Origin of the sequence: Parashewanella spongiae, assembly GCF_004358345.1 — a bacterium.
In the GTDB taxonomy this organism is placed as follows: domain Bacteria; phylum Pseudomonadota; class Gammaproteobacteria; order Enterobacterales; family Shewanellaceae; genus Parashewanella; species Parashewanella spongiae.
In genome coordinates this window covers 2,390,965-2,416,178 of sequence record NZ_CP037952.1, presented here as the reverse complement: position 1 = coordinate 2,416,178, position 25,214 = coordinate 2,390,965, and the positions used below count along the sequence as shown (strand labels likewise).

Sequence of the window (25,214 nt, the reverse complement as noted above, 5' to 3'; positions counted from 1 at the left end):
TTTTTTACAATATTGTATACAATATCCACAAAATAAAAAGTTAATTTAGATCGTTACTGGCGATTGCTCAATGAGGTTTAAAAATGAAAGTAAATTGGCAAGGTGTATTTCCGGCAATTTCAACTCAATTTAATGAAGACGGTTCTATCAATTTTCAATCCAATGCTCGCATGCTTGAAGAGTTAATCAGCGACGGTATCGATGGAATTATTGCTCTAGGTACAATTGGGGAAAATGCATCCCTTAGTGCTCAAGAAAAAAGAGAGTTCATTAAGCACACTGTCGAAACAGTAAATGGCCGTATTAAAGTAATTTCAGGTTGTACAGAAAATACGGCTCAGATGGCTTCTCAGTATGCTAAAGATATTCAACACCTTGGCGTAGATGGATTAATGCTGTTACCAGCTATGGTTTACCGCGGAACAGATCGCGAAGTCGTAGCCCATTATCAAACAGTAGCGCGTTCCGTTCCAACCCTTCCAATTATGATTTACAACAACCCTGTGAGTTATGGTGTCGATATTAATCTAGAAATGACCGCTGAGCTTGCTAAAGAATCAAATATTGTCGCGATCAAAGAATCGACCACAGATACTCGCCGATTAACGGAACTCCAAAGCCTCTTCGGTGATAGATTCAGTTTACTTTGTGGTGTTGATGATATCGCTTTAGAGAGCATATTCCTTGGAGCAACTGGCTGGATTTCTGGTTTAACAAATGTATTCCCACGTGAATCTGTTGCCCTATTTAAACTTGCTAAAGCTGGTCGAATTGAAGAAGCTCGCGAAATTTATCGATGGTTTATGCCACTTTTACGCCTTGATACTATCCCAACGCTTGTCCAATGTATTAAGTATGCTGAGCAACTTGTAGGCCGTGGAAGTGAAAATGTGCGTATGCCAAGAATGATGCTAGAGGGCGATGAAAGAGCTTATGTTGAAAAAGTAATTTCTGAAGCATTGAAAACACGATTAGATTTATCTAAGTACTTCTAACTTAAACCTAAATAAATCGGTTGGAGCGTTCATATACGCAGAAAAAATTACTGATAGCAAGGTATGAATAGCAGCAGGTAGTGGTTACCGAAATACAAAACTGTCATTACTTCGTTTCTACTTGCAAAATTTGTAACGCAGTTAGCGGTGATTTTGGCAAGTATATGAATGTTCAGCATTCACCTGATAGGTGAATTCGGGTTGTTTAATTTTGTATTTAATTTCAATAAATTAAATTTAAACTATGCGTTCAACTGATTTAATTAGATTAAAGAATTGCACTGACTGTATTAATATTCAGTCAGTGCCCCATATTAATAACAATTTTTGGAACGCTTTTAATGATTAAAGGCACCTTTTTTTGCATTGATGCTCACACCTGCGGAAATCCAGTTCGGCTGGTCACGAGTGACCACCCAGTTCTGCGTGGCAATACTATGAGTGAAAAACGACAAGACTTTCTAACTCATCACGACTGGATAAGAACTGCACTCATGTTTGAACCAAGAGGTCATGACATGATGTCTGGAGCATTTTTATATCCTCCTTGCACCGATAATGCCGATGCCTCAATCCTATTTATCGAAACCAGTGGTTGTTTACCTATGTGCGGGCATGGAACGATTGGTGCCATAACTGCAGCTTTAGAATCAGGTCTTTTACAATCAAAAATAGCAGGTCAACTTATAATTGACGTTCCTGCGGGCCAAATAATGGTTAATTACCATCTCACTAATGGAAAAGTAGAATGGGTCAAAATTTATAATGTTCCGGCTTACTTAGCCCATAAAGACGTTGAATTAAATGTACCAGAGCTCGGCAAACTGACGGTCGATATTGCTTATGGTGGAAATTTTTATTGTATCGTCGATCCACAAGAAAATTTCCCAGGTCTTCGGAAATGGTCGGCTTCAGAAATACTACACTGGAGTCCCATCGTACGTAAGGCTGCTCAAAATATTGAGTGTATTCACCCAAGTGATCCAACGGTTCGCGGTGTTTCTCATGTCCTTTGGACCGGCGACACAATTACTGATGGCTCTAATGGCGCAAACGCAGTTTTTTATGGCGATAAAGCCATTGACCGTTCACCTTGCGGCACTGGTACAAGCGCCCGTCTTGCACAACTTCATGCAAAAGGACTTTTATCAGTAGGTGATGTTTATTCACATGAAAGCATTATCGGCAGTCAATTTATAGGAAAAATTGAATCTGAAACGCAAGTAGGCACTTATAAAGCCATAAAACCGAGTATTCAAGGTTGGGCTAGGGTAACAGGTAATAACACCATCACAGTAGATGATGATGATCCATATGCATTCGGTTTTCAAGTTTAATAAGGATTTTAGATGAACACTCAACACTTACAAACTGTAAAACTCACAGGCCAACACTTCATAAGCGGGCAATGGATTGGAAATAATGATAGAGATATATTTTCCAGTCATAACCCTGTTTTAAACCAAAAGCTAAAGTGGAAATTTTTTGAAGCAACAGCAAAAGATATTGATCTTGCCACTCAGTCGGCAACAGATGCATTTCAATCTTATAGAAATACAACCCCAGCCCAGCGAGCTGATTTTCTGGACGCCATTGCAACTGAATTAAATTCAGACATCGCTATCATTGTTGCAGTAGCACAAATAGAAACCGGATTGCCAATAGCTAGACTTCAAGGTGAAACAGCTAGAACCTGCAACCAGTTGAAATTGTTCGCGCAACATTTGAGAAATCCTACTGAGCCACGCTATATGGACAAAGCGGATCCCAATCGAACTCCTGCTCCTAAACCAGAATCTAGACTCGGTTACATTCCACTTGGTCCTGTAGTGGTTTTTGGAGCATCTAACTTTCCCCTCGCTTTCTCAGCTGCAGGAGGAGACACTGCTTCAGCATTAGCTGCTGGTTGTTCTGTTATAGTCAAAAGCCACCCTGCTCACCCAGCAACTACTGAGCTTGTTGGTAAAGCAATTTCAAGAGCGATCGAATCTTGTTCAATTGCCCCCGGTGTTTTTAGTGTATTACAAAGCTCTTTGCCTGATATTGCCGCCTCTCTAGTCACTAATGATAAAGTTGCAGCCGTTGGCTTCACAGGCTCTCTTAAAGTAGGACGAATACTCGCCGACTTATGTGCAGCGCGTGAAACTCCAATTCCCTTTTTTGGTGAGCTTGGATCGGTTAATCCACAATTCATTTTACCTAATATCCTTGAAAAAGATGCTGAATCATTAGCAATTTCACAAGTTCAATCGCTGATGATGGGTCATGGTCAATTTTGTACGAGTCCAGGAGTTTTAATAAGCTTATCAAGCCAAGGACTCGAACGTTACAAAGCAACTCTATCAGAAGAAATCAGCCAACAAGCCAGCGCTCCAATGTTATCAAACGGCATAGCCAAAACCTATCAACAACAAATCGAACGACTTGAAAAGCATTCAGGAATGACAGTTGTCGGCAGAGGAATAAGCCCTGAGCAACCGCATCACACACAACCAATCATTTTTTCTACATCTGCTGAATGTTTTAATCAAAACCCGCAAATACGCGATGAAATATTCGGACCTTCCGCTATCATCGTAGAGTGTTCTGATATTAATAAAATGCAATCTGTCATTAATAAATTAGAAGGTCAATTGTGTGCAAGTATTCATGGCTTTGAAAGTGATTTTGAACAACTTCAAGAACTTATTCGCTCTATCAGCTACAAGGTAGGCCGGATTATTTTCAATCAAATGCCTACAGGTGTAGAGGTTTGTTATTCAATGAATCATGGTGGCCCCTACCCTGCAAGCACTAATGTTCAGTCTACATCAGTTGGCGTTTCAGCAATAAAACGATTTTTGCGACCTATTTGTTATCAAAATAGTCCTACATATTTATTACCGGCCGATCTTCAAGATAGCTTTTCTAACTTAATAGTGAAATAAAACTGCAATTAAATAGAGGGAAATGCTGTATTTCCCTTTATTTATCTTGCCGTAAACGGTATCTTGGCTGCAATAATCAATTTTAATTAATGACAGACGGTATCCATGAGTCGAACCCCCCCTATCGTCCACAAAACTCGTACGCAAGTAGTTGTTGAAGTTCTAAGAGAGAAAATTCTTTCTGGTGATATAGCAGCTGGAGAGCCTTTAAGACAAAGTGCACTAGCAGAACAACTCAATGTAAGTCGTATCCCTGTCAGGGAAGCGCTTTTACAACTTGAAGCTGAAGGCTTAGTAAAGTTTGAAGCCCATAAAGGAGCTACAGCTACAATGCTTTCAGTCGAACAAGTAACCGAGTTATTTGAGTTACGCGCAATGATTGAAACAGATCTTCTTGCTAAAGCAATTCCTAACATAAGCGATGAAGATTTTGCAAAAGCAGAGCAAGTTCTTGAACTTCTTGAATCTGCTTTTAAGCATGAAAACGCTGTTGCAAGCTGGAGTGAACTCAACACACAATTTCACACCTTTTTATACCAACCAGCAAATCGTCCACATACACTTGAAGTAGTACAAGGTCTAAACACAAACTGCGATCGCTATATTCGTTTACAGTTATTATTGGGCGGTGGGATACCCAGAGCTGAACAGGAGCATAGAGACCTACTTGAGTTTTGCAAAAGTCGCCAAATTGATAAGGCTACAGCTTTATTAAAACAACACATATTACATTCGGCAGATACAATTAAATCGTTAGTGGCTCAGCAAATCGATTAGAAATACAACAATTATTTACAGATCAGAACTGTAATTCTTAAGGTTAAGAGAATATATTATGCACAATGCTAAGATCACTGGTTGGGGAAAATGTGTTCCTCCTGCAATACTAACAAACGACGATCTAGCCACATTTATTGATACTTCTGATGAGTGGATTAAAACTCGAACCGGCATTCATCAACGTCATGTAAGTCATGTTGAAACATCTGAGCTTGCATCCTTAGCTGCAAAAAGAGCATTAGCGGCAGCTAATGTTGAAGGCAGTGAAATTGACATGATAATTTTGGCTACGGCAAGTCCCGATACCCTAATTCCAAATATTGCATCTACTGTTCAAGCAAACATCGGTGCTACTTGCGGTGCTTTCGATATAAACGCTGCATGCAGTGGTTTTTTGTACGGATTAGGTTTAGCAAACTCCCAAATAAAAAGTGGCCAAAGCAAGAAAGTTCTTGTTATTGGTGCCGAGCGCCTTACCTTTTTTCTTGATTGGTCACGTCGGGATACAGCTGTACTTTTTGGAGACGGTGCTGGTGCCGTGGTCGTGGAAGCAACAGAGCAAGATTGCGGTATTTTAGGGTACGAGTTAAATAATGACCCAGCTGGTCGTGAATTTCTTAAAGCAGGGTTTGGAACGACAATGGATAGGTTTGACACGGCTTCATTAGACTTCCACATACAATTTGATGGCCAAGAAATATTTAAACGTGCAATTAATGGCATGAAGAATTTAAGCACCCAAGTTATTGATATGTGTAATCTTCCAATCGACCAAATAGACCTAGTGATCCCTCATCAAGCAAATGAGCGCATCATCGATACATTAATTTCCAAAATGAAATTGCCAAAAGACAAAGCCTTCGTAAACATTGCTAATTATGGCAATACATCAGCAGCCACCATCCCGATTGCAATTTGTGATGCATTAGAACAGGGAATTTTAAAGCCAAATCAAAACATTTTATCTTGTGCTTTTGGCGCTGGCTTAACTTCTGCAGCCGTACTAATGAAATGGGGAGACAGGGTGACACCATTGAAAGAGAGTGACGCAGAGCTTCCAGAGTGTAATCAAACAGCTTTAGAGCTTGTTAAACGTGCCGCTGATCACTTCTGCGACTCTTGATCGATTTTATCCCGTTAATAAATAAAGGCTCAGTACAGAGCCTTTATTTATTAACTCTTTAATTATATTCTCATTACTTGCCTTCCACATAAGTTAATAAATCTTAATTACTCTAAAATCGATAAAAGACATACACTCGTAAATTAATTTTGAACTTAAAAATCGGTATAAATCTCTTGCTAACTAATTATGATTATAGAGCTGGCATAACATTTTCCGTTATTGCATCTTTAATTTTCGGCATTATTCCATGGTTGATTAATTTAATAAATATCGATGGCAATACGTTATTTTCGTTGAGGATAATAATAGGCTTTGTATTTTTAACTGCTTATTTTTCATTTTCAAAAAAATACATAGATCTGTTCAATTCAGCAAAAGATATACTTAAAAGCCCCAAAAGACTCTCATTATTGCTCATTGGAGCCTGCTTGATTGGTGTTCAATGGTGGATATTTATATGGGCACCAGCTAACGGTTTAACGAAAGAGCTATCCTTGGGCTATTTCATGCTACCGTTAAGCACAGCTTTACTAGGCAAACTTATTTTTAAAGAAAGAATAAATTTCTTAAGAAGAATAGCCATATCTTTAGCCTTGATAGGGTTAGTTATAGAGCTCATGCAACACCATTCAATATCATGGGTTTCAGTGATTGTTTTTGGTGGTTATCCACTATACTTTACTATCAGGAAAATGATGAAGGAGAAAGTGGCATCAATTCTTTTTCTCGAGCACCTCTGTTTGATCCCTGTCTCTATTTTATTTTTTAAAAATACTCCTAATATTTTTAGCTCACTTTATACCACACCATATTCTTTAGTTTTGATTTTATTATTTGGGATTGTTGGGATAATTTCAGTGTTTCTATACATTCAAGCCTCAATGCTTTTACCTCTTAGCTTGTTTGGTATGCTCAGTTATCTTGAACCATCAATTCTTTTTGTCGTTGCAACAATAGTAATTCATGAACAAGTTGAAACGTCACATTTAATATTCTATGGTTTCATATGGTCAGCTACACTTATTTCTCTCTTTGACAGTTTCAAAATTTTTATTGATGAACCTAAAAGCTCAAAACATACTAAAAAGGTATGAATATCTATCAGGGCGACCACACGAATGAGTGATATGAACAACTGCATGTGGTAATTTCGTCATTCCCACGAAAGTGGGAGTCTAGCACCTTATACCTGAATACCCAAAGTCACTGGATTCTCGTTTTTACGGGAATGTCGGGTTACAAAGTTTACGGTTTTTGCTCGAAAAACATGCTTGCGTTTACCCTAGAATATCTCTATCAAGAGTTATGCTCAGTTCTAAACATTCAAATATAACAAAAGATATAAAACTTTAATAAAGATAATAAACCGATTTATTCCTCATATAATAGGCTCACATTAAATATCATTGATAAAACGACATCATTTTCTGTTTATATCTTTCATCTCTATAAATATTTAAAACACCATAGGACTTACGCATTGACAGGTTTGCGTAGTTAATGATAATCCTTCAAAAATCTAAATATTGTAACTGATAATAAGAAGTACCACTCGACCAACTACAGCCCGCTGCAATTTAACTATGTATATGGGATTTTTGATCAGTGAGCCCAAGTCATCCACTTGCACTCGATTGTCCGAGGTAACTGGTATTTCTCATCACAGTGTAAACCGTTTTTTTCAAAGAGAACTGTTTGAACCATTTGATTTATTTAATGAAATAAAAACCAGCGTCAACTTGATTGGTGGCACTCTTAGCGTTGATGACAGCGTTCTGGATAAACCTTATAGCAAGTATATGGCACTTGTTGGACATTTTTGGTCAGGTAAGCATCATCGAGTTGTGAAAGGGATTAATCTCATCACTTTATACTACACAGATCCAGATGGTCAGCACATGCCAGTCAATTATCGTATTTATGATAAGTCTGAAGGCAAAACTAAAAATGATTATTTTCAGGATATGCTGGGTGAAGTCTTAACATGGGGTTTGAAGCCAGCATTTGTCACGGGAGACTCTTGGTACAGCGGCGTTCCAAATCTGAAGAAGGTAAAAAATTACCAAACAGGTTTTATGTTTTCAGTTGAAAGCAATAGAGCAGTATCGCTTGAAAAGGGAAAGTTGCAGCAAGTTCAAGCCCTAGATGTACCTGATGATGGTCTCGAAGTCTGGTTGAAAGACTTTGGTAAAGTGAAACTTTTTCGGACGATGCTAAAAGACCAGCAACGCCATTATGTTGTCTACTTACCAGAAGGCAACTTTAACTACTTGCTGAGAAAAGAGTTTTTAAGCATCCATGACCATCACTGGCAGATTGAACAATATCATCGTGCAATTAAACAAGTCTGCCATATTGAGCACTTTCAAGTACGCAATGAGCAACCTATAAGAAATCATATATTTGCATCAATTTGCAGCTTTGTTCATCTTCAAAAAATGCAGGCTGCTGATGTCATATCTAATGTGTATAAACACCAACGTGTTCTTTACAAGGGTGTAGTCGCAGGTTTTATTGCAACATTTTCAGAAGGTAAAAGTTGTCTCGAACCAAAATTTCAAAATTCTGTCAATGCGTAAGTCCTACACCAGTAACTTAATCCAATTTAGCAATACTAAAACCCTTCACTATAATTAACTCAATAGAGCTACATGCAATTTAGCAGCAAACAGGGAGTACTTCATGCTTTCAAGGATTGGCAGTGCAATTCCAAGCTTATTTAATAAACAAGATAAAGCCAGCTTTGAATCTGATCCAAACATAGATCAATCTACCAATGATTGTTGGAAAAAAATAAGTAAGCTGTTTCAGCCTTCCCTAAAGCAAGAGAGCAAAGCTAAATTCGAACTTTTGTCTGACTTAAGAACGTATGATAGAGACAAACCTGACTTATTTTATGCACTCAAAACAAACGCTACATCTATTGGTAAAAAAGAATTTAGTGTAAAAGATGAAAATAACTATACTACCTATGAACTTGGACCTTGCTCGTTTAAATTAAAACGGTTAGCGATCGATTTGAGAAAGTTACAAGAAACACTCCAAAAAGATATTAATAAACCTGACACAGACGTTACTATTTTCGATGTAGACTTTTATCGTGCAAAACATCAGTGGGAAGATGATAAAATTTTTTCTCAAGTAGATCTAAAAAAACGTTGTGGAAGTGAATTTCAAACTGTTAAAGAGATTGTTAATCAAAGATTATTAGCAACTATAATGGAAAACGTAATGCTCAATAACCCTAGCGAGCATTACATCTCAATCGGTGAGTCTGATGAAACTTATCACTACAACCGAAGCCCAGGGGCAGAAAGTTATTTAATGCTAAATGTAGTACTTCACAAAGACGCAAGTAGCTCCAAAGCAGATGACATTGTTAATGCAATTAAAGAGCAACCAGGGCACATCAAGTCGATGCATGTAAAATGTTCTTTTGTAATTAAAGGCACAGATATTATTGGGGTTCATGCTTCTTATACTGTAGGTTCAGATACTGGTCCGGATTATTTTTCTTTTTGTCCGAACTCTTCTGAAACATAATTTATACCATAACTATAACTAACTTGCTTTGTCGATTTGAATGACTAACCTTCTGTTTCGCGCTCTATCAGCTAAAGTATCGTTTCCAGCCACATGACGAGTTTCCCCGTGTCCTCGAGTAACAATCTTATCTTTAGGCACACCGTTTGAAATAAAATACTCTTTTATCGAGTCTGCTCTTTGTTGTGATACTTTTTTATTTATCCCTCTGCCACCATAACTGTCTGTATAAGCGTCAATAAGGATTAACTCAACATCAGCATCATAAGATAAATATTCTTGAACCTTATTCATTTGTTGTTGAGAAAGTCGGGTGAGCTCAGTTCCTCCTTCTTTAAAGTTTAATACTGTAAATGCGATGTCATTAAAAGAATAAGGTAATAAGTTCGATAAGCATTGTTTAAAGATATTGTATTTTCTATGAAAATTTACTGAAGATAACCCAACGGCAACACGTCTAGACTTATTATTCCAATCTGCATAATAAAAAGTTGGCTGCATTCCTTTTGTTAATTCATTAAGCATTGACCAAGCGGCCAATTTTGGCACTTCACCGTCAAAGTATTTCTGATAAGTAATCGCCGTTAGCTTTTTATTTGCAATACCTGGACGCCAACTCGGTGCTTTACTGATTAATTCTGCTTTCGTTACTTCGTTCGGTTTTACCCACATATCCAATACAAAATTCAAATTCATATCTTTACTGGCTTGGCTCGCAAAAATAGCTTTGCCATACATAGGGATTTCATGCTCTAACTGGCAAGCTATTGGACTATTACTTGTAATTCGCCACTGTGATTCTTCTAAAGAGGCAACAAAATGACGCAGTTCGGCACCGACAGTTAAGGGTACGCAACAAACCAATAAAATGATTAATTGTCGCCACATATTCATTGTTTCTCATTGAAGTTCTTATTATTAAGTTTATCGGCATATTTTTTTATATCTTTAGCTTAAATAAACCACAAACAAACATGACACATAAGTCAGTATTAAGGATAATAACACGGACATTTTTTTATGAGCAATTACATGAGTGATTTAGTGGAACACAATAAGTTAAAATCCCGTTTTCGTGGGTATTACCCTGTCGTTATTGATGTAGAAACTGCTGGATTTAATAAAGAAACCGATGCTCTATTAGAAATTGCTGTAACAATGCTGAAAATGACTAACGAAGGCGAGTTGATCATTGATAAAACAATGCATTATCACATTGAGCCTTTTGAGGGTTCTAATTTAGAGCCTGAAGCTTTAGCATTTAATGGAATTGATCCTACAAACCCTTTGCGTGGGGCTGTAAGCGAAAAAGAAGCTTTCCTTGAAATAATTAAAGAAATCAAAAAAGGGCAAAAAGCATCTGAATGTCACAGAAGCATCATTGTTGCCCACAATGCGACATTTGATCATGGATTCGTTACGAAAGCGATTGAGCGTAATAAGATTAAAAGAACCCCATTTCACCCATTTGCAACTTTCGATACAGCTGCGCTTTCGGGTTTAGCTTTAGGGCATACAGTACTAGCTAAAGCTTGTTCAATAGCTGGAATTCCTTTTGATAACAAAGAGGCTCACTCCGCACTATATGACACAGAAAGGACTGCAGAGTTATTTTGTTATATCGTTAACAAGTGGAAAGCGTTAGGTGGCTGGCCTTTATTAAATACAAATTCAACCTAAACAAATCGGTTTAACGCACAATTTAACTTTAATCTATTGGTAACTATTCAAAAAGTTGTGGTAGTTCGAGCCCCTTGCAGCACCAAGTCTCCCAGTAAAGGGATGGTATTTTTAAGAGAAAACCTGTCATTTAAAAACTTCCAAGATGACAAGTTTTGTTTTTGGCAGGTTTTGCGCAGACTCGAAAAGGTGTCTCGACATTGGCATCTTAAATCTCTTCTTGTTCCACCACTTACTTTTCGCCTTTTGACATGTTCTCGCAAATCGTTTTCACTGCCGTTAGTATGTATCGGAATTTCAGGCCGTTCCAACACTCGAAGTAGAGACGATTTATTTAGGTTCAAACGAGCAATAAAAAAACTTATAATGTTGCTCTTCGTTTCGAAGAAGAATGACAGACCAATTTCTGATAAGGCGAGCGCTCTCCATGAAGCATTAAATTATTAGCAATTCCAGATTCACTTATTTCATTGTCTATTATGAGTAGTTTTTTACCTAAATTGGCACTACTTTTAATCCATTCTTCTTTCTTATTTTTGCCTTTTACTTGTGCAGTTCGATTACCTTTTTTTCTATTTTCAACATAATCAACAGAATCTATAGTAATACCTTCAGCGCCAAAAATTGCTTTGACTTCATCACATTCTAGAGGAGATTCATTGATAACAACCAGTCTATGGACGTTATCTTTTATCTGTTTTAGTACTTCAAAATTCCTAGTATCTAATTTGTACATCTCATGTTTAATGGATAAATCGAAAGACTTCACTCCATGTACTATAAATTCTTTAAATTTAATTTCTTCAAGTGATAATTCGTCTATAGGTCTGTGAGAAGGCTGACCAACACTTAATTCATAATATCTTCTTTCAAAAGAGGCCAAATTAAATACTATTGCTAAGGTCAATTCGGTTTGAGCACCAAAGTTTCTTGTCTGTGCTATTTTCAGCCAATCTAAAGTATTACTCGGTGTAACTGGAGAAAATTTATGGCTACAAGGTAATATCGCTTTACATTTTGTATTTTTAATAACTGTATATTCTTGACTATTCTCTTTAACTTTTAATCTTAATTTATCAAGTTTTGAGTTCATAAACTTTCTTATAGATTTACAAGTTAATCCACCGTGAGTACCTGTCACAAATCCAACAACATCAGAAAAACCCGAGGCCCTAGTTACACTTTCAACCTCATTATTAATAATATGAACACGATAAAATCGTAATTGACCGCTTCCAGTTTTAAATTCAAGCTCATAGATTTCATTTTGTATTGGAACATCTATTTCTAGTAGATTTATAACCTCAACTGTTGAAGCTGGGATACTTAAGTTTTCATTATATAAAACTGACATAGAATTCCAATACTAATTATTTAATATCCAATTGAAAAATAACTGCTATTTTCTAATCAAATATTGTATCTCACTTTAATCCTTTTTCTTCATTAAAAATTAACCATCAAAAAATTAAACATTCATTACTTTAAAGTTCTTTATATGAGTATTAAACTTTCTCTAATTTATAAGGGGTCTCTTGGTATACATAATAATTTAACCAATTACTGATTAACAAATTGCCGTGACTACGCCAATTTGTTATAGGCGTGCATTGAGGGTTTTCGTCTGGAAAATAATTTACTGGCTTTTCAACTGGAAGGTTTTGTTGTAAGTCTCTCTCATACTCCTGAGCTAAAGTTTCTCTATCGTATTCAGGATGCCCGGTTATTAATAAGTTTTTCATATCTTTGCTGAGCGTTATGTAAGCCCCTGCCTCATCAGATACTGCCAGCAGCTCTAAGTCTGGGTGACTGACTATTTTTTCAATATCTATTTCAGAAAATCGAGAATGAGGCGCTGTGAATTGATCATCAAATCCGCGTAGAAGTGGCACATGCTGTTTACAACAAACATGTTTGAAAACTCCTACTCTTTTACGCTTAAGTAGCTGTCTTTTAAGTCCATACAGGTGATAAAAAGCAGCGTGCGCAGCCCAACACAAAAATAAGGTTGAAGTTACGTGCTGTTGAGACCAGTCAATAATTTCACATATACGTGTCCAGTAGCTCACCTCTTCGAAATTAATCTGACCAAGTGGCGCACCAGTTACGATCATCCCATCATAGTTTCTATGGTTTATTTGTTCAAAGTCACAATAAAAAGTTGCCATGTGATCAACAGAAGTATGCTTAGATTGTTTTTCATGTATTCGCATAAGATCAATTTCAATCTGTAATGGTGTATTTCCAAGCATTCTTAGCAGCTGAGTTTCTGTCTCTATTTTATTTGGCATTAGATTTAAAACTAAAACTCGTATTGGTCTAATATCTTGATGCAAGGCTCTAGAGTCTGGCATCACGAAAATATTTTCAGCATTTAATATCTTACCAGCTGGTAAATTATCAGGGATTCTTACAGGCACTTTAAGATCCAAAATATGTTAAAGACATTTAACAATAATAGCCTTTAAGACATCTAGATGTCCATGGCTATTCATTACTTTTAGCTAATCCCCTCACATTTTCTATTATGCTTCGCTTTTATGCAGTGGTTAAAATAGATTGATGAAAAAAATAGGATACGCTTGTACTGCCGGTTTAGGGGCAGCTTTGGCTATTGGGCTGCTGTCTTTTGTATGTAATATGCCTTTCAACATAGCACTATTAATGGCTCCATTTGGAGCAACAGCTGTTTTAGTTTTTGCTGTTCCTGAAAGCCCGTTAGCTCAACCTAGAAATGTTATTTTTGGCCACTTGCTTACAGCTTTTATTGGTCTATGTTTTGTTAATTTTTTTGATGCTACCTCACTCTCAATAGCAATAGCTACAGGGTTGGCTATCACATTGATGATACTGACTAAAACAATTCACCCACCTGCAGGAGCAAATCCGATATTAATCATGCTCACTTCACAGAGTTGGAGCTTTATGATTACTCCCGTTTTGCTTTGCTCAGTCACACTTGTATTATCGGCCAGATTTATTTATTCCTGTCTAAATAAATATAAAAAACTCGGCCGCAAGCAACCGAGTTTTAGAAAAGCCCAAGTTGATCCGCACTTTTCTCTTTTTTATCTAATTCCGACAATTGATCCTGAACATACTTTCGTATGACCTCTTCAGTAGCGTTTCCTATAGTTTCGACAAAATAACTTTGTGTCCAAAGCTTATCTCCCCCAAAAGTAACGCCTTTTTATATCTGGGTAACGCTTGAAGAATTCTCTCGCTGAAATACTTTTGATTATTTGCATGACATCGCTTGGTGATATCTTCGGCTCACCTCTAATGACCATGTGGATATGATCAACTGGAATTTCTAGTTCAACTATATCAATGTCATAGTCGTAACCAATTTTATAAATAATTGATTTGGGTGTAGATCTTTTTGATCGACGAAAACCATGAAAAGATCATTAATTATCAATTGGATGGGTTTAATAAATGGTGCGAAAGGAGCAATTTTATAGTACTTATCAGTTTCCACACACAACAAGTATATAAAAAGGCTCCTTTCATGAAACTAGCATACTCAAACTCACTCGAATTTTCATTCTTTTCTGAAGCCAAATTGCAATTTGAACGTATTATTTCGCACCTCGAAGACGAGCAAGTTAAGCAAGAGAGCCATGGAGAAGTTGAAGCTTATATCGATACCGAAGGAACTGAGTTGTTGCGGTGTTTATTACAGGGTTTCTTAGATATCAAAACCGCTGAAGAGCCCCGTCAGCAAGTTTGTTCCAACCGTGACATTGCATTGAATCATTTGAAAAATAACTGCAAACGAAACTTAGAAAGTTTATTTGGTACCGTAACGATGCATCGAAAAGGTTACAGTCAACGTCGGTGTGATAGCGTGTTTCCAATGGATGGTGAGCTGAATCTTTCGAAAGATAAATACTCTGATGGTGTACGCCTAAGACTCGCTACAGAAGCAGTCAAAGGCTCATATGATGATGCAGTAAGCTCAATAGATACCACCACAGGTGCGCACGTGCCCAAGCGACAAGCAAGGCAAATTGTGCAGGATATTGCACAAGATTTTGATGGTTTTTATCTCCAGCAGAGATACCTTAAGCCAGAAAATACATCTGATTTACTGGTATTGACTATGGATGGAAAAGGCATCGTTATGCAACCTAATAGCTTGAGAGAGGGCACGCAAAAAGCAGCGAAACAACAGAAGCTCAAAGGACGCCTAAGTGCTGGAGAAAAAAAAGACCGCAAACGAATGGCAGAAGTTGCAGCGGTATACACCACCAAGCCTTTGCATCGTACCCCAGAATCAATCATGTCTAGAAACGATAATTCAAATGTTCGTCCATTACGTGTGCCACCAAGAAATAAACGTGTGTGGGCAAGCGTAGAAAGAAGCGCTGCGACTGTGATTGAAGAAGCATTTTTAGAAGCTCTGGAACGAGACCCAACTCAAAGCCGTCAGTGGGTTGTACTCGTTGATGGTCATCCTCATCAGCTAAAACAAATTTATCGGGTGATGAAGAAACTCAACATCAATGCAACGGTGGTCATGGATTTCATCCATGTGCTTGAATATCTCTGGAAAGCGGCGTGGTGCTTATTTGAAAAAGATGATCCAGAAGTCGAAGATTGGATAGAAAAGCGAGCGACTGAAATCTTACGAGGTAATGCGTCACAAGTAGCAAAAGGCCTTGGGATCAGTGCAACAAAACGGAAATTAAAACAACGAGAAGGCATTAATAAGTGCATCGGTTATCTATTGAGAAATAAATCAAGATTAGAATACGGTAAAGCGTTAGAGCAAGGTTTCCCAATTGCTAGCGGTGTCATTGAGGGAGCTTGTCGTCATCTGATTAATGATAGGTTGGATATCACTGGAGCGAGATGGAGTCTTGAAGGTGCAGAAGCTATATTAAAACTTAGGTCGTTAAGATCGAGTGGTGATATTGAAAAGTATTGGGAGTATCACAAAAAGCAATCCAAACAGAGGTTATACAGATGTGGATAACTTCGTCGTTTTAAAAGACCCACACCCAATTGATTTTAAGCCTTCACGATAAGACTCTATAAATACTTTGCGCCGATATTTTGGTATCCATACAAAGTGATACATTAATCTGTATACGTGATGTGAATTTCTTTGAAGTTCCATATACAGGATAATATAGACCGAACTTCGCCCAGTCTACATTATCCAGCACGGGGGCAAGCCCCCGAGATTTTCGCTACGCTCGTTAAAAAAAGAACGCTTGAAATTATGCCATTTTCTCAAGCAGCATCATATTGAGCTAGCAGTAATGGAAAGTACAGGTGTTTACTGGAAAAGCATCTACCTTTCACTTGTTACAGCTGGCATAAAAACGCAGGTCGTTAATGCAAGTCATGTCAAGAATGTTCTCGGTCGAAAGACAGATGTCATTGACAGTCAATGGCTCGCTTCACTTGGTCACTATGGACTCGTTCGGTCAAGTTTCGTTCCAGCGCCACAGCAGGAGCAACTCAGATTACTGACTCGCAGAAGAGACAAAACAAAAAAAGGAATTGAGTAATGAGAAAAATCGATTACATAAAACCTTAGATGATGCTGGTATTCGTCTGGGCGGGTTTATTAGCGACATTAACGGGAAATCAGGGCAAATACTCGTGAACGGTCTGATTGAAGGAAAGCCATTGTGTGACTTGATAAAAATGGTCGACCCAAGACTGAAAGCCGATAGAAGTGAACTTATGGCGAGTATGGACGAAACTCTTACTCCGTCACACCTTTATATCTTGCGTAATATCAAAAGTCACATTGAGTTTCTAGAGAAGCAGCTTGCTGAGCTAGAAACCTTAATTATTGAAACGATAAAACCGTGGAATGAGGCTCTGGAACTTTTGCAAACGATACCGGGCACTAGTGTTATCAGTGCAGCTTGTCTTATTGGTGAAATCGGTGACGACATGAGTTGCTTCGATGGAATGAAGGGTATCAGCTCATGGGCAGGTTTATGTCCGGGAAATAATGAAAGTGCAGGAAAAAGAAAAAGTGGGCGAATGCGTAAAGGAAACAAAATGGTCAAAACACTCTTGTGTGAAGTAGCTAATGCTGCCGTTAAGACGAAAAGCCAATTCAAAGGCAAGTACCAAGGTTTGGTCATCCGTCGAGGACACAAGAGAAGTATCATTGCTATCGCCCACAAACTTTTACGTATTATCTACACAGTATTAAGCCGAAGGAAAGCCTATTTTGACCCAGATATTAACTACGAGGAGTTAATGGTCAGGAGAAATAGTCCCCGATGGCTTCAAATGATGGTTAAATACAATATGGTATAAACAGTTAAGCAAAAAGCTTAACAGACAGCCAGACTTATTTTTATCCCTTCAATAATTGTGGGGAGGACTATGTTGCGTCTAATACTATTAATTTTCATGGTAACATCAGTTGAACGCTAAGTATATGAGTAACTGTTTGAGTCAATAAGATGACTTTATCATTCACTCAATGAGTGAAGTGCTCTACGCTCACAAGCTTGCTAAAATGGTTGCTATCTGCGTTGTAACTTTTGCAAGTAGAATAACTACTTGCTGCAAGCTACGCCTTACTATCAGCCATTTTTTCTACGCTTGAGAGCGCAGTTAACTGATGTTTCTAGGTTGAAGTACTATATTCCCTACGGCCGCCATACAAAGCTGGCGTTCAACGCACTTCGTGCTTTTGTCGGGATAAATCAAAAACTTGTAACGTAGTAATGAAATCCTTTAGCCTTGCCCTTCGGGAGCTTGTATGTGTCCAAATCACTACGCAAAGCTGTCTCAACGTAGCAATGTAATAACGACAGTTTTGTATGTCGGTAATAACTATGTCTTCATCAATTTCACTTGTACTTTGAACACATACATAGCTCTGAGCTGGGAATTTAATTACTGTAATTGGTATTAGATTCCCACTATTGTGGAAATGACGAAGTTATCACATGGAGTTGTGAATATATCACTCACTCGTGCGGATGCCCTGACTTTATCTCTAAGCCGAAAATATGGGAGTTTATTGGTCAAAATTGGCTAGGAATGATTATTCGATTTGTAATTGAAACGCTGATGGTAGTTGTAGAAATTAAATCATTCTCGCATATTTCAATAATGTCATAAAGAGAGGAAAAACTCTCTTTATGACAACGAATTAGGCGTTACCTTTCACTTTCATGTTTAAATTTTTAGCAAAATTTAACATTCGATCTAATGGAATTAAGGCGTCATGCCTTAATTCATCATCTACGAAAATTTCATGTGGTTTAGTGTCAATAGCTGATAATGATTCTTCGATGGCTTTCAAGCCATTCATCGCCATCCAAGGGCAATGAGCACAACTTTTACACGTTGCTCCATTGCCACCAGTCGGCGCCTCAATTAGAGTTTTACCCGGCGCAGCTTGTTGCATTTTATAAAAAATACCTTTATCGGTTGCAACAATAAAAGTATCGTTATTCATCGTTTGAGCCGCTTTAATAAGCTGGCTTGTAGAGCCAACAGCATCAGCCATTTCTACTACAGCGGCAGGTGATTCAGGGTGTACTAAAACCGCGGCAGAAGGATATTCTAACTTCAACAGACGTAATGCTTTGGCTTTAAATTCATCATGAACGATACACTCTCCTTGCCACATTAACATTTCAGCGCCTGTTTCTTTGGCAATGTAACTCCCTAGATGGCGATCAGGCCCCCAGATAATCTTTTTGCCTTCACTATCGAGGTGTTCGACAATTTCAAGTGCAATACTTGACGTAACAACCCAGTCTGCTCGAGCTTTAACAGCCGCTGAAGTATTCGCATAAACAACTACAGTATGCTCTGGGTGTGCGTCACAAAATTCACTAAAAGTTTCTATTGGACAACCAATATCTAATGAACACGTTGCTTCTAACGTTGGCATCAACACTGTCTTTTCAGGGCTAAGAATTTTCGACGTTTCTCCCATAAACCGAACACCAGCAACAATTAATGTTTTTGCTGGATGATCTCGTCCAAAACGTGCCATCTCTAAAGAATCTGACACACAACCACCTGTTTCTTCAGCCAAAGCTTGAATTTCAGGATCCGTGTAATAGTGAGCCACAAGTACAGCATCACGATCTTTTAGTAAGGCTTTAATACGATCTTTATATTGTTGTTTTTGAAAATCTGACAATGGGATCGGTTTTGGAGGAAAAGGATAATCAATCGTTTCTATCTTAGGTGCCGCTTGGCTCATTAGAACTTCCAATGGAGTAACATCAATCTAGGAATTATACGAAATTGAGCAATTAAAATCTAATAATGATCGGCTTATAATAATGAAAAAGAGACGCAAATCGCGTCCCTTTTTGCTCAAGAAGATTTAGTTTATACCATCAATTCATTGCTAATAACATCTCTTGTGGGTGCTCAAGGTATTGCTTCCACAAGTTACAGAAACGCGCAATCGTTCCACCGTCAATTACACGGTGATCCCCTGACCAACTTACTTGCATAATATTACGTGCTTCAACTTCGCCTTTAGCATTAAATCTTGGCAGTTTTTGCACTCGTCCTAAAGCTACAATAGCAACCTCAGGTTTATTAATAATTGGCGTTGCTACAGTTCCACCTAAAGCACCGATATTAGAAATCGAAATAGTACCTTGCTTTAAATCAGCAGGAGATACTCGTCCACTTCGTGCAGCCGTAGTTAAGCGTGTAATCTCTGCTGCAACTTCAAGAATACTCTTGTTTTGAACATCTTTTACATTAGGTACAAGCAAGCCAGCTTTAGAATCAACAGCCATGCCAATATTGTGGCTTGATAAATAAGTTAGCTCAGTACAATCTGCATTTACTTGGCTATTTACTATCGGATATTCTTTAATAGCGAGCGAAAGCGCTTTTATGAAGAATGGCATCATGGTCAGTTTAAGTTCATCACTTGAGTATTTTTCTTTCATACTCTTACGAAGAATCATAAGATCTGTCATATCAATTTCTTCACAATAAGTGAAGTGAGGGATTGTCGAAACAGATTCTTGCATCATCCGAGCCATAACAGCTTTGACGCCACGAATAGGTTCTACGCGATCAGCATTGTTAGTTGTAGTCACCAATGTAGTCACATTTGACTCAGCAACAACAGCTACTTCTGTTGATGTATTTTGTTTTCCAGACATATGGGCTTCAATGTCATGTTTATAAACACGACCATTTTTACCACTACCTGTAACTGTACTGATATCGATATCATGAGTTCTGGCCATACGGCGCACAGCTGGACTTGCTAAAGCTTTGCTTTGTGGCACGGGAGTCGCACCTTTCGAAACAGTGCTGGTTTGTTCAACCATAACAGCAGCAGATGATTCAACTACAATTTCACCAGCGACTTCTATAGCAAATAAGGGGTTATGAACTATCGCTAACTCACCTTTTTTATAATAAAGCTTAGAAATTCTACCGGCTTTTATAGCTGGAATTTGGACTAAAGCTTTGTCCGTCATAACATCAGCAATTGGCTGATCTTCAATGACCTCATCACCTTCATTAACCAACCACTCAACCAGTTCACACTCAACGATTCCTTCCCCGATATCAGGCAATAAGAAATCTTCAACCTGAGTGCCTAGTTGAGTCATAACAGGTTCATCAACATTAATATCTTCGATAGTTGCAGGGGCTTCACCATCAACTTCAACTGCATAAAGTGGTTGATGTACAACCGCGATTTCGCCTTTAGCATAATAAAGTTTGGTAACCACACCAGGAAAAGGCGCAGGAATTTGAACCAAAGCTTTATCAGTCATTACGTCGGCAATTGGCTGATCTTCAACGACAGTATCACCTTCAGCAACTAGCCATTCAACAAGTTCACACTCAACAACACCTTCGCCAATATCCGGCAAAATAAAATTTTTAATCATTGCCGACTCCTAATAGTCCATTGTCGCTTTGATGGCTTCATAAGTTTTAAGCGCATCTGGCATATATTCTTTTTCGTGAATAAGCGGATAAGGAGTGTCTAATCCACATACTCGACTGATTGGTGATTCCAAATGTAAAAAGCACTCTTGTTGAATTGTTGCGGCTATCTCACCAGCAAAACCACCAGTCAAAGGTGCTTCGTGATTGATAAGCAAGCGGCCCGTCTTTTTAACTGAAGCCGCGACTGTTTCAACATCCCAAGGAGATAAACAGCGTAAATCAATTATTTCACAAGAGATCCCATCTTTTGCCGCCCTTTCTGCTGCATTTTCGACGATCTCCATTTGGGCACCCCAAGCCAACACTGTGATATCTGTTCCTTTCTGAACAACATCGGCTTTACCTAGCTCATGCTGGTAATCGCCTTCTGGTACTTCACCCACTGATGCACGATACAAACGCTTAGGTTCGAAAAATATTACTGGATTTTTATCGCGTATCGAAGCCAATAACAACCCCTTGGCTTGTTCAGGGTTTCTTGGTATCACGACTTTCAAACCAGGAGTTTGAGTAAAATAAGCTTCTGGTGATTGTGAATGATAATGACCACCAGCAATACCACCGCCGTATGGGGATCGGAACGTCAAGCCACCAACATTAAACTCATTACCACTGCGATAACGGAATTTTGCTGATTCATTAACGATTTGATCAAACGCTGGAAAAATATAATCAGCAAACTGAATTTCAGCAACTGGAGTATGTCCGTTAGCCGCTAACCCATTAGCAAAGCCAGCAATGCCTTGTTCAGTAAGTGGTGTGTTAAAACAACGATCTGATCCAAATTGTTCTTTTAATCCTGACGTAGCACGGAAAACACCACCAAAATGGCCGACATCTTCACCAAAAACAAGCATTTTGTCGTCAGATTTCATTGCGATGGCAAGCGCATCATTAATCGCTTGTAACATATTCATTTGAGCCACGGCTTAGATTCTCCCTGAACTTTTTGGATAAGATTCTGGATACTTTCTTATATGTGTTTTGAGTTCATCCAGTTGTTTTTTCAGGGCTGGTGTTGGAGTGTCATAAACATCTTCAATTATTTCATCAAGCGCTGGAACGTCAATTTTCTCTGATACTTTTACTTGAGCAAGCACTTCTTCACGGTACTGTTTGTACATCTCAGCATCTTGTGCTTCAGTCAACCATCCTTTATGAAGCATCCAGTTTTTAAAGCGCAAAACAGGATCTTGATCCCGCCAAGCATCTTCTTCTTCCTTAGTACGATAACCTGAAGGGTCATCCGAAGAAGAATGTGCACCTAAGCGATAACTCATCGCTTCAATTAATACAGGTGCATTGTTTTCGAGAGCAAAATCACGTGCGGCTTGAGTCGCTGCAAATACTGCTAGCATGTCATTGCCATCAACACGGATAGTATGCATGCCATAACCAACACCGCGGCTCGCAATGCCGTTACCTTTAAATTGCTCCTCAGCCGGTGTTGAAATCGCATAGCCATTGTTACGGCAGAAGAAAATAGTCGGCGATTTAAGCGTGGCCGCCATATTCATACCAGCATGGAAATCACCTTCAGAAGCGGCGCCTTCACCAAAATAACAAACCGCCACATTTTTTTGTCCATTCATTTTTAAGCTATAGCCCACACCCGTCGCCTGTGGTATTTGAGTGCCTAAAGGAGAAGAAACTGTGTGATAGCACAAGTCTGCACTGCCATAATGAATTGGCATTTGGCGACCTTTACCTAAGTCTTTTTCATTACTGAACATTTGATTCATGAATTGTTCAGTCGTAAAACCACGATAACGTAATGCTGCATGCTCGCGATATTGAGCCAGAATAACATCTTTGTCATCAAGTGCAGCGGCACTACCTATAACTGCCGCTTCTTCACCGGTACAAGTCATGTAAAAACTGATACGCCCTTGGCGTTGAGCGCCAAGCATCCGTTCATCTAATACTCGTGTAAACACACAAGTATCATAAATTCGCTTTGCGAGTGTTTCATCAATATTCGGTAAAACAGCGTCTTGATAGACGGTGCCGTCGGCTTTCATGACTTTTAACATTGGAATCGTTAATGATTCTTTGTCAAGAAAATTGACGCTATGCACTATTTCATTATTCAGTGTTGCGTTGCTCATATTGTGCTCTTTTTATTACCTAACTCCGGTCAGTTTCAACCAAAATCAAAATGTTTTAATACGCGACATGCACATTACGTTAACGTAAATAAGCTAGCAACTTTTCGCCAATGTCACATATAAAGTAGTACTTAGCTGCAATGTATTGTTTACTTTACAGTGCAGCCGTACCGATAAACAATTACTGAACATTAATATTAACTGCTGGTATAAGAGTAAGCACCGCTCGTTGGCCTACAGGAATATTGCTGATAGGGAACACTATTGCCTCTTGTTCGTGTTCCACTTTTATTTCTGAACCGCCTTCTTTTGCTAGAACAAAACCTTTCGGAAAAGATCGAAAATTCTCAACGTCATTCGCGAATGTAAATTCAAAATCTTCATAGCTTTTATTGATTACACGGCAAACTTGATACAGATTTAATTTTTCTTCTGAGAAAGAATCGAGTTCTAAAGGTTTTGCTGATATTAGGCGAGACAGCATTTCATGTGTCGCAATAAAACGAGTCATATCATTTTGACCAAATGGTCTGACTTTGCCTAACTCAACCGTAAATGCATCAGCCTGATAGTTTTCGGATGAAAAATAACTGAACGTCGTTGTGGGTTCATGGTGAAACAAAATAGTATCCACACCACAAGCACCTAAAAACATCATCTGCTCTGCACTATATGCTCTACCCGGCCTGTAAGGGTAGATCGCAAATTTTTCATGTTTTGAAGCTCTGATTGCTGTATGCAAGTCATGATGGATACGATGACGACCATCTGTTTGAGAAGTATAAAAACGATCGACATATTGCTCGAGATTTTTAGCTCTAATACGCTCCTTATTTATTAACCCTTGCCCTTTTGAATGGGCGCCGTTGAATAATCGATTCATGTTTTCTTCAACAAACCGAGTACCGTTATGAATGGCTGCAGGGTTGCCAATTAAAAACATCGTACGTTGCTTTGCTACAATTTTTTCATCCAATAATTCTTTAATCAAACGATTACAAATTTCAATTGGCGCAGTTTCATTGCCATGAACCGCCGATGATAAAACAACGTCTTTCCCTAGGTCGATTTTAGGTTCAAAAACAATAACGCCAGTATCCCACACATGTACATTAGTGTGATCTGAAATAGCAAAAGAGAAAGCTTCTGAAATATTGTTTGGGTTGTCTAGAGTGAAAGCAAGAAAGTCTTTGGATTCCATTAACGTTTGTAGCACGTTCGGCTCCTTATGATTATTGGTTTAGGGCTTCTTAATGTAGATAGACATTACTAGGTTGTGTATGACTCGTAATATGTGATCAAGATCCCAACTATTTTATGGCCAACATATTAACACATATAGCTCTAAAATTATGTTCCCTCTCTTTTGTATATAAAAACCCCAAAAGCAAAATTCTTTATAAAAATTACTTGCAATTGATTTAGCTGTTTAGCAATATAGCCATCTAGACGGTTGGGCGTATTTTTTTAGTAGAGGTAGTTATGGCATTAGCAACTTTCGGTGCCGGATGTTTTTGGGGCGTTGAGTATTTCTTTAGACAAGTAAATGGTGTCATTAGTGCTACAAGTGGTTATATGGGTGGAGACGAGACCCTCATCCGCTACGAAGAAGTAAAGTCAGGTACAACAGGTCATGCTGAAGTTGTTCAAGTTGAGTATGATGAATCTGTAGTTTCTTACAATGATTTACTTGCCGTATTTTGGAGTAACCACAATCCTACGACCTTAAACCAACAAGGTGAAGATATTGGTCATCAGTACCGCAGTGTTGTATTTTTTCATTCTGAATACCAAAAAGAGCTTGCTCAACAATCAAAAGCTGAACTCATTGAATGTGGAAAATGGGGTAACAGGATCGTTGTTACTGAGATACTTGTTGCTCAAGAGTTTTTCGCAGCTGAAGATTTCCATCAAAACTACATTGAAAAAAATGGATTGCCAAGTTGTCACATTAGCTTTTAATCGTCAATTAGCAATAGAAAGCCACCGTTTTAGCGTTGGCTTTTCTGTTTATAAATAGTCGTTACAGTGAATTCACAAATTTCAGTAATTTATTTCGTTGCGCAAAGGTCAGGTTAAATAATTAGCATTGGTATCGCTCTTACAACCAATTATT

At 38.3% G+C, this 25,214-nt stretch carries 25 protein-coding genes; 14 read left to right on the top strand and 11 right to left on the bottom strand.

Annotated elements, in window-relative coordinates; translation table 11 throughout:
- The first annotated feature begins 83 nt into the window (after positions 1-83).
- The 8 genes from dapA (at position 84) to E2I05_RS09240 (ending at position 9,371) form a co-directional block, all read left to right on the top strand.
- Positions 84-995 carry a 4-hydroxy-tetrahydrodipicolinate synthase gene (gene dapA, locus E2I05_RS09275; protein ID WP_121854823.1) on the top strand — a complete coding sequence of 304 codons (912 nt, stop codon included), beginning with the start codon at positions 84-86 and terminating at the stop codon, positions 993-995.
- A gap of 341 nt (positions 996-1,336) precedes the next feature.
- Entirely contained in the window at positions 1,337-2,332 is a 996-nt protein-coding gene (locus E2I05_RS09270; RefSeq protein WP_121854822.1) for a 4-hydroxyproline epimerase, read from the top strand.
- Positions 2,333-2,344: 12 nt separating this feature from the next.
- The gene (locus E2I05_RS09265) at positions 2,345-3,922 is read left to right on the top strand and encodes an aldehyde dehydrogenase (NADP(+)) (RefSeq protein WP_121854821.1); all 1,578 of its coding nucleotides are present in this window, start codon (positions 2,345-2,347) and stop codon (positions 3,920-3,922) included.
- Positions 3,923-4,027: 105 nt separating this feature from the next.
- Complete coding sequence (locus E2I05_RS09260) at positions 4,028-4,699, top strand: GntR family transcriptional regulator (protein ID WP_121854820.1); 672 nt, start codon at positions 4,028-4,030, stop codon at positions 4,697-4,699.
- 58 nt (positions 4,700-4,757) lie between these two features.
- Positions 4,758-5,825 (top strand): ketoacyl-ACP synthase III, encoded by a 1,068-nt coding sequence (locus tag E2I05_RS09255; protein WP_121854819.1) that lies wholly within the window; start codon positions 4,758-4,760, stop codon positions 5,823-5,825.
- Positions 5,826-5,974: 149 nt separating this feature from the next.
- The gene (gene rarD / locus E2I05_RS09250) at positions 5,975-6,922 is read left to right on the top strand and encodes an EamA family transporter RarD (RefSeq protein WP_165905552.1); all 948 of its coding nucleotides are present in this window, start codon (positions 5,975-5,977) and stop codon (positions 6,920-6,922) included.
- A gap of 444 nt (positions 6,923-7,366) precedes the next feature.
- Entirely contained in the window at positions 7,367-8,407 is a 1,041-nt protein-coding gene (locus E2I05_RS09245) for an IS701 family transposase (protein ID WP_133309586.1), read from the top strand.
- Between the two features lie 103 nt (positions 8,408-8,510).
- Positions 8,511-9,371, top strand: a complete 861-nt coding sequence (locus tag E2I05_RS09240) for a hypothetical protein (RefSeq protein ID WP_121855127.1) — start codon at positions 8,511-8,513, stop codon at positions 9,369-9,371.
- Positions 9,372-9,389: 18 nt separating this feature from the next.
- Here the strand turns inward: E2I05_RS09240 and E2I05_RS09235 are convergent, their stop codons facing one another.
- Positions 9,390-10,259 (bottom strand): flagellar protein MotY, encoded by an 870-nt coding sequence (locus E2I05_RS09235; protein WP_121855128.1) that lies wholly within the window; start codon positions 10,257-10,259, stop codon positions 9,390-9,392.
- 144 nt (positions 10,260-10,403) lie between these two features.
- Between E2I05_RS09235 and rnt the strand changes: the two genes are divergently transcribed.
- Positions 10,404-11,051, top strand: a complete 648-nt coding sequence (gene rnt, locus E2I05_RS09230; RefSeq protein WP_121855126.1) for a ribonuclease T — start codon at positions 10,404-10,406, stop codon at positions 11,049-11,051.
- Positions 11,052-11,098: 47 nt separating this feature from the next.
- Here the strand turns inward: rnt and E2I05_RS23120 are convergent, their stop codons facing one another.
- The 3 genes from E2I05_RS23120 to metA form a co-directional block, all read right to left on the bottom strand.
- Complete coding sequence (locus tag E2I05_RS23120; protein ID WP_207805339.1) at positions 11,099-11,395, bottom strand: hypothetical protein; 297 nt, start codon at positions 11,393-11,395, stop codon at positions 11,099-11,101.
- 17 nt (positions 11,396-11,412) lie between these two features.
- Entirely contained in the window at positions 11,413-12,405 is a 993-nt protein-coding gene (locus E2I05_RS09220) for a hypothetical protein (RefSeq protein ID WP_121855124.1), read from the bottom strand.
- Positions 12,406-12,556: 151 nt separating this feature from the next.
- Positions 12,557-13,471: a homoserine O-acetyltransferase MetA gene (gene metA, locus E2I05_RS09215; RefSeq protein WP_121855123.1), complete on the bottom strand. Its 915-nt coding sequence runs from the start codon at positions 13,469-13,471 to the stop codon at positions 12,557-12,559.
- A 142-nt stretch (positions 13,472-13,613) separates the two neighbouring features.
- Here metA and E2I05_RS09210 point away from each other — a divergent pair, with 142 nt between their 5' ends.
- Positions 13,614-14,162, top strand: a complete 549-nt coding sequence (locus tag E2I05_RS09210; protein ID WP_121855122.1) for an HPP family protein — start codon at positions 13,614-13,616, stop codon at positions 14,160-14,162.
- A 53-nt stretch (positions 14,163-14,215) separates the two neighbouring features.
- Here the strand turns inward: E2I05_RS09210 and E2I05_RS23000 are convergent, their stop codons facing one another.
- Positions 14,216-14,377: a transposase gene (locus tag E2I05_RS23000; RefSeq protein WP_425325196.1), complete on the bottom strand. Its 162-nt coding sequence runs from the start codon at positions 14,375-14,377 to the stop codon at positions 14,216-14,218.
- A gap of 185 nt (positions 14,378-14,562) precedes the next feature.
- On the opposite strand from E2I05_RS23000, the gene E2I05_RS09200 reads away from it, so the two are divergent.
- Positions 14,563-16,032 (top strand): ISKra4 family transposase, encoded by a 1,470-nt coding sequence (locus E2I05_RS09200; protein WP_133309465.1) that lies wholly within the window; start codon positions 14,563-14,565, stop codon positions 16,030-16,032.
- Here E2I05_RS09200 and E2I05_RS22305 read toward each other — a convergent pair.
- Positions 16,015-16,137, bottom strand: coding sequence for a transposase (locus tag E2I05_RS22305; protein WP_218939906.1), 123 nt, complete (start codon positions 16,135-16,137; stop codon positions 16,015-16,017). The genes E2I05_RS09200 and E2I05_RS22305 overlap by 18 nt on opposite strands.
- Positions 16,138-16,273: 136 nt before the next feature.
- On the opposite strand from E2I05_RS22305, the gene E2I05_RS09190 reads away from it, so the two are divergent.
- Together E2I05_RS09190 and E2I05_RS09185 are read left to right on the top strand one after the other, a co-directional pair.
- On the top strand, positions 16,274-16,573 hold the full coding sequence (locus E2I05_RS09190) for an IS110 family transposase (RefSeq protein WP_133309585.1): 300 nt from the start codon (positions 16,274-16,276) through the stop codon (positions 16,571-16,573).
- Positions 16,566-17,342, top strand: a complete 777-nt coding sequence (locus E2I05_RS09185; protein ID WP_133309584.1) for an IS110 family RNA-guided transposase — start codon at positions 16,566-16,568, stop codon at positions 17,340-17,342. Before E2I05_RS09190 ends, E2I05_RS09185 begins: the two co-directional genes overlap by 8 nt.
- 847 nt (positions 17,343-18,189) lie before the next feature.
- On the opposite strand, the gene nadA is transcribed toward E2I05_RS09185, so the two are convergent.
- The 5 genes from nadA to astE form a co-directional block, all read right to left on the bottom strand.
- Positions 18,190-19,257: a quinolinate synthase NadA gene (gene nadA / locus E2I05_RS09180; RefSeq protein WP_121853467.1), complete on the bottom strand. Its 1,068-nt coding sequence runs from the start codon at positions 19,255-19,257 to the stop codon at positions 18,190-18,192.
- A 139-nt stretch (positions 19,258-19,396) separates the two neighbouring features.
- Positions 19,397-20,929, bottom strand: coding sequence for a dihydrolipoyllysine-residue acetyltransferase (locus tag E2I05_RS09175; protein WP_121853468.1), 1,533 nt, complete (start codon positions 20,927-20,929; stop codon positions 19,397-19,399).
- Between the two features lie 9 nt (positions 20,930-20,938).
- A complete protein-coding gene (locus E2I05_RS09170) occupies positions 20,939-21,916 on the bottom strand; it encodes an alpha-ketoacid dehydrogenase subunit beta (RefSeq protein ID WP_121853469.1) in 978 nt (325 codons plus the stop codon).
- Positions 21,917-21,919: 3 nt separating this feature from the next.
- Positions 21,920-23,098 carry a thiamine pyrophosphate-dependent dehydrogenase E1 component subunit alpha gene (locus E2I05_RS09165; RefSeq protein ID WP_121853470.1) on the bottom strand — a complete coding sequence of 393 codons (1,179 nt, stop codon included), beginning with the start codon at positions 23,096-23,098 and terminating at the stop codon, positions 21,920-21,922.
- A 181-nt stretch (positions 23,099-23,279) separates the two neighbouring features.
- Entirely contained in the window at positions 23,280-24,314 is a 1,035-nt protein-coding gene (astE, locus tag E2I05_RS09160) for a succinylglutamate desuccinylase (protein WP_121853471.1), read from the bottom strand.
- Between the two features lie 266 nt (positions 24,315-24,580).
- On the opposite strand from astE, the gene msrA reads away from it, so the two are divergent.
- The gene (msrA, locus tag E2I05_RS09155) at positions 24,581-25,060 is read left to right on the top strand and encodes a peptide-methionine (S)-S-oxide reductase MsrA (protein ID WP_121853472.1); all 480 of its coding nucleotides are present in this window, start codon (positions 24,581-24,583) and stop codon (positions 25,058-25,060) included.
- Positions 25,061-25,214: the final 154 nt, after the last annotated feature.